The sequence below is a fragment of the Streptomyces murinus genome, from assembly GCF_002154555.1.
In the GTDB taxonomy this organism is placed as follows: Bacteria; Actinomycetota; Actinomycetes; order Streptomycetales; family Streptomycetaceae; genus Streptomyces; species Streptomyces murinus.
Genome location: NZ_MUNF01000475.1, coordinates 1 through 4,822, shown reverse-complemented (window position 1 = coordinate 4,822; position 4,822 = coordinate 1). Strand labels below are relative to the sequence as shown.

Genomic DNA, 4,822 nt, shown 5'->3' with positions numbered 1-4,822 from the left:
CTCGCGCAGCTCGGCCAGCCGCAGCGCGGTCAACCGGGTGCGCAGCTCGGCGCGTTCGGCCGCGCCGCGCCCGGTCGCCGTGATGACCACCATCTCCCAGTCGCCGTCCCACGCCCGGGTGCGGGGGTGGACCGCGTCGTCCTGGCGGCGCTGCCTGGCCAGCAGCCGGTCGCTCAGCCCGTAGACCGCGTCCGTGCGCCACAGATCGCCCGCGGCCACCATCCGGCTCAGCGCGGCCCGCAGCGTGGAGCCGCCGACGCCGAAAGGCTCGACCAGCCGTACGAGGTCCCGCACCGGTAACTCCGGCGGGTGCACGGCCAGGAGCATGCTCAGCACGACCGACCGGGCGGACAGGGGCCGCAGGCCGGCCGTCTCCGGCCCGGTCGACACGTTCATGCGCATGGGCACGTACTTTACGTGCGCCTCCATATTGCACTATTGCTACAGCCGCAGAGAAAGCGCAACATTGCGCGTATGGCCTCCACGCAGACAGAGACGCAGCCGCCGGTCGCGACCCACGACGTCACCAACCAGCCCCCGCCCCTCGCCCCCTACGACTCCTCCGACGACACCGCCCTCCTGGAGGGCCTGCGCCGCGAGGGCGCCCGGTGGGCCGAGGAGGAGATCCGCCGGCTCGGTGCCCGCGCCGGCAGCGCGCAGGCCCAGGAGTGGGCCGAGCAGGCGAACGTGAACGAGCCGGTGCTGCGCACCCACGACCGCTACGGCAACCGCGTCGACGAGGTGGACTTCCACCCCGGTTGGCACCATCTGATGCGGGCCGCGGTCGGGGCGGGCCTCGCCGGTTCGGCCTGGGCGGACGAACGGCCCGGCGCCCATGTGGCCCGTACCGCGGGCGGGTTGGTGTGGGGGCACACCGAGGCGGGGCACGGCTGTCCGACGTCGATGACGTACGCCGCCGTACCCGCCCTGCGCGCGCAGCCCGAACTGGCCAAGGTCTACGAGCCGTTGCTCACCAGCCGGGAGTACGAGCCGGGCCTGCGGGTGCCGACCGAGAAGCCCGGGCTGATCGCCGGGATGGGCATGACCGAGAAGCAGGGCGGCTCGGACGTGCGCACGAACACCACGACGGCCACGCCCACCGGCGAGCCCGGCGTGTACACACTGCGCGGGCACAAGTGGTTCACGTCGGCGCCGATGTCCGACGTCTTCCTCGTCCTGGCACAGGCACCCGGCGGGCTGTCCTGCTTCCTGGTGCCGCGCGTACTGCCGGACGGCAGCCGCAACACCTTCCGTATCCAGCGCCTGAAGGACAAGCTGGGCAACCGTTCCAACGCCTCCTCCGAGCCGGAGTTCGACCGGACCGTGGCGTGGCTGGTGGGGCCCGAGGGGCGGGGTGTGAAGACCATCATCGAGATGGTCAACTGCACCCGTCTGGACTGTGTGATGTCCTCGGCGACGCTGATGCGCAAGACGCTGGTCGAGGCCGGCCATCACGCCCGCCACCGGAGCGCGTTCGGTGCCCGGCTGCTCGAACAGCCGCTGATGCGCAATGTATTGGCGGATCTCGCGCTGGAGTCGGAGGCGGCGACCACCCTCACACTGCGGCTGGCCGGGGCCGCGGACCGCGCGGTGCGCGGGGACGCCGGGGAGCACGCCTTCCGGCGGATCGCCACGGCCGTCGGCAAGTACTGGGTCACCAAGCGGGGGCCCGCGTTCACCGCCGAGGCCCTGGAGTGCCTGGGCGGCAACGGGTACGTGGAGGACTCCGGCATGCCCCGGCACTACCGGGAGGCCCCGCTGCTGTCCATCTGGGAGGGCTCGGGCAACGTCAACGCGCTGGACGTGCTGCGCGCCCTCGGCCGCGAACCGGGCGCCGCCGACGCCTTGTTCGCCGAACTCGCCCTCGCCGGAGGCGCGGACGCCCGCCTGGACTCCGCCGTGGCCGCCCTCAGGTCCGAGCTGCCCCGGGCCGACCAGCTCAGCGCCCGCCGCCTGGTCGAGCGCATGGCGCTCGCCCTCCAGGCGTCCCTCCTGGTCCGCCACGCGCCCCGGCCGGTCGCGGACGCCTTCTGCGCGACCCGCCTGGCCGGCGACTGGGGCCACTCCTTCGGAACCCTGCCCCCCGGAACGAACCTGGACGCCATCCTGGAACGGGCCCTGCCCGACCACGGCTGAGCCCGACGACCCGTACGGGCCCGGCCCGCCTCCGGCCGGACCCGTACCACCACCCGCCCCACCAGGCCCCGCGACTAAGTCACGTACTTGGGCGTGAACGTGCCCTTGCCGGTCACCGTGCCCGAGAGGTTCTCGCCCGGGGACAGGTCCACGGTGTCGATCTGCTTGTCGTCGACGCCCAGTTCGTCCGTGTGCTTGGTGCCGTTGGTGTCCGTGACGGTGAAGTAGAGCGGGTTGACGCTGACCTTCTTGCCGCTGTTGTTGCGGATCGTGACGGACACGCTGGTGTAGGCGTCACCGTCGGCGAGGACGCTCTTGGTGAACGACGCCTTCTTCGCGGTGATCTCCACGGCCGCCGGCTTCCCCGCGGGCTCGGACCCGCCCGGCCGCGACGAGGACGCGGCGCTCGGGGCGCCGCTCTTGCCGGCGTCCACCTTGTCGTCGTCGCCCTTGCCACCGCCACCCGCCACGGCCGCGATGACGCCGATCACGACGACGAGTGCGACGACACCGAGGCAGCCGAAGCCGAGGATCTTGCCGGTGCTCGACTTCTTCGGCGGCTGCGGGGGCGGCGACGATACGTCTCCACCAGGCAACCTGGGAAATTTGACGTTTCGCCGGCGGACGGCCGCTCAGACCATGCGTCCCCACTGCGGCCCCAGCCGGGCCCATTCCGTGTCCCAGGCGGTCAGCCGGCGGCGCTCCAGCCGGGCGCGCAGCAGGAAGCCGCCGGCGAAGGGGACGAGCGCGGTGCCGAGGCCCGCCAGGGTTCCGACGAGATCGGCGCGGAAGGCGGCCTGGCCGGGCGGGACGGGGCTGCCGACGAGGTGGCCATGGGAATCGGTCCAGACGGTGACCCTGGTGCCGACCCGGTTGCCGGCCGCCGCCCGGACCCGGCCGGTGTGCACGGAGCCGTCGGCCACCGTCCAGCGCACCTCGGCCCAGCCCCGCGCGTCATGGGATATGTGCCGGCGCCCGGCGTGCGCGTCCGGGATCTCGGCGACGACATGGGCGACGGCGGGGCGCCAGTCGGCGCGCTCGCGGGCCAGCCCCTGCGTCACCGACCGGGCCACCATGAGCCCGGCGAGCACCCCGGCGAGCACGGTCAGCAGCCCGACGCCGAGCACCACCCAGCCCTCCACCACGTCCGCCCGGCGCTTGAGCGGATTGCGCCGCCACCGCCACAGCCACACCTTGGGACTTCGGAACGCCATCAAGGGCATCCTCCTCGCGACCGCAAAGACCGGCCGGACCGCCCTCCCCGGGAGGAGGGATCGTTCCGTTGCTCATGACAAGCCGTCCTCGACGTTCGCACGAGCGGCCCGCCTCGCGCAGGCGCATCGCGGAACGGACCTCGCGGATCCTCGCCGAAAGCCGACGACACCCCCGCTGAGCTGGGGCGACGGCCGCTCCAGGGGAGACTGTCAGTGGTGGGGTGCAGACTGGCCGATATCTGATGGCGAGCCTGGGCAATGGCGCCCCGGAGGTGATCGGCATGACCGAGGTACTGCTGGCGGTGGGCACGCGCAAGGGCCTGTTCCTCGGACGGCGGCTGGGCCGGCGCCCGTGGGAGTTCGACGAGAGCCCGTACTTCAACGCGCAGGCGGTGTATTCGGTCGCGATCGACACCCGGGGACCTCGTCCGCGGCTGCTCGCGGGGGGCGACAGCGCGCACTGGGGGCCGTCGGTGTTCCACTCCGACGACCTCGGCCGCACCTGGACCGAACCGCCCCGTCCGGCCGTCAGGTTCCCCAAGGACACCGGCGCCTCCCTGGAGCGCGTCTGGCAGCTGCACCCGGCCGCCGCCGAGCCCGAGGTGGTGTACGCGGGTACGGAACCGGCCGCGCTGTACCGCTCGGTGGACCGCGGCGAGAGCTTCGAGCTGGTACGGCCGCTGTGGGAGCACCCCACCCGCTCCCGCTGGGTGCCGGGCGGCGGCGGCGAGGGGCTGCACACGGTGCTCACCGACGCACGCGACAAGGCAGCGCTCACGGTGGCCGTCTCCACGGCCGGGGTGTTCCGCACCACCGACGGCGGGGCGAGCTGGGCGCCGTCCAACTCCGGGGTGGCCGCGGTGTTCCTGCCGGACCCGAACCCGGAGTTCGGCCAGTGCGTGCACAAGGTCGCCCGGGACGCGGCCGACCCGGACCGGCTCTATCTCCAGAACCACTGGGGGGTGTACTGCAGCGACGACGCGGGGGCGCACTGGAGCGACATCGGCGCGGACCTGCCGTCCACCTTCGGCTTCGCCGTCGCCGCCCATCCGCACCGCGGTGACACGGCGTACGTCTTCCCGATCAACGCGGACAGCGACCGGGTCCCCGCCGACCGCCGCTGCCGGGTCTTCCGCACGGCCGACGCGGGCAAGTCCTGGGAGCCCCGGTCCCGTGGCCTGCCGACCGGGGACCACTACGGCACGGTGCTGCGCGACGCCCTGTGCACCGACGACGCCGACCCGGCGGGCGTGTACTTCGGCAACCGCAACGGAGAGGTGTTCGCCTCGGCCGACGACGGCGACAGCTGGCAGCAGGTGGCCGCGCATCTGCCGGACGTCCTGTGCGTGCGCGCGGCGCTGGTCGACTGAAGGCCGAGGCTGGGGCCGCACAAGGAAAGAAAGAAGGAAGAGGGGGAGGCATGACCGAAGAGGGGGGTACAGCGGTGTCGGGAGAGCGGGGTTCCAGGGGGC

Annotated in this window: 4 protein-coding genes and 1 pseudogene; 2 read left to right on the top strand and 3 right to left on the bottom strand. The window is 73.1% G+C overall.

Translation table 11 applies throughout. The features are described 5' to 3' along the window. A pseudogene (locus CCN72_RS26910) lies at positions 1 to 402 on the bottom strand (PaaX domain-containing protein, C- domain protein); the annotation flags it as partial. A 72-nt stretch (positions 403 to 474) separates the two neighbouring features. On the opposite strand from CCN72_RS26910, the gene CCN72_RS26905 reads away from it, so the two are divergent. Beyond that, positions 475 to 2,136 (top strand): acyl-CoA dehydrogenase family protein, encoded by a 1,662-nt coding sequence (locus CCN72_RS26905; protein ID WP_086810361.1) that lies wholly within the window; start codon positions 475 to 477, stop codon positions 2,134 to 2,136. Positions 2,137 to 2,210: 74 nt separating this feature from the next. Here CCN72_RS26905 and CCN72_RS26900 read toward each other — a convergent pair whose 3' ends face one another. Next, entirely contained in the window at positions 2,211 to 2,732 is a 522-nt protein-coding gene (locus CCN72_RS26900) for a DUF4352 domain-containing protein (protein WP_086810360.1), read from the bottom strand. A 36-nt stretch (positions 2,733 to 2,768) separates the two neighbouring features. After that, positions 2,769 to 3,350 carry an Rv1733c family protein gene (locus tag CCN72_RS26895; protein WP_086810358.1) on the bottom strand — a complete coding sequence of 194 codons (582 nt, stop codon included), beginning with the start codon at positions 3,348 to 3,350 and terminating at the stop codon, positions 2,769 to 2,771. 242 nt (positions 3,351 to 3,592) lie between these two features. Between CCN72_RS26895 and CCN72_RS26890 the strand changes: the two genes are divergently transcribed. Beyond that, positions 3,593 to 4,720 carry a WD40/YVTN/BNR-like repeat-containing protein gene (locus tag CCN72_RS26890; RefSeq protein ID WP_086810356.1) on the top strand — a complete coding sequence of 376 codons (1,128 nt, stop codon included), beginning with the start codon at positions 3,593 to 3,595 and terminating at the stop codon, positions 4,718 to 4,720. Positions 4,721 to 4,822 lie beyond the last annotated feature (102 nt).

Excerpts from the sequence above, each read along its gene's own strand:
- CCN72_RS26905 (WP_086810361.1), top strand. The coding sequence starts at position 475 with ATGGCCTCCACGCAGACAGAGACGCAGCCGCCGGTCGCGACCCACGAC.
- CCN72_RS26895 (WP_086810358.1), bottom strand. The coding sequence starts at position 3,350 with ATGGCGTTCCGAAGTCCCAAGGTGTGGCTGTGGCGGTGGCGGCGCAAT.
- CCN72_RS26890 (WP_086810356.1), top strand. The coding sequence starts at position 3,593 with ATGGCGAGCCTGGGCAATGGCGCCCCGGAGGTGATCGGCATGACCGAG.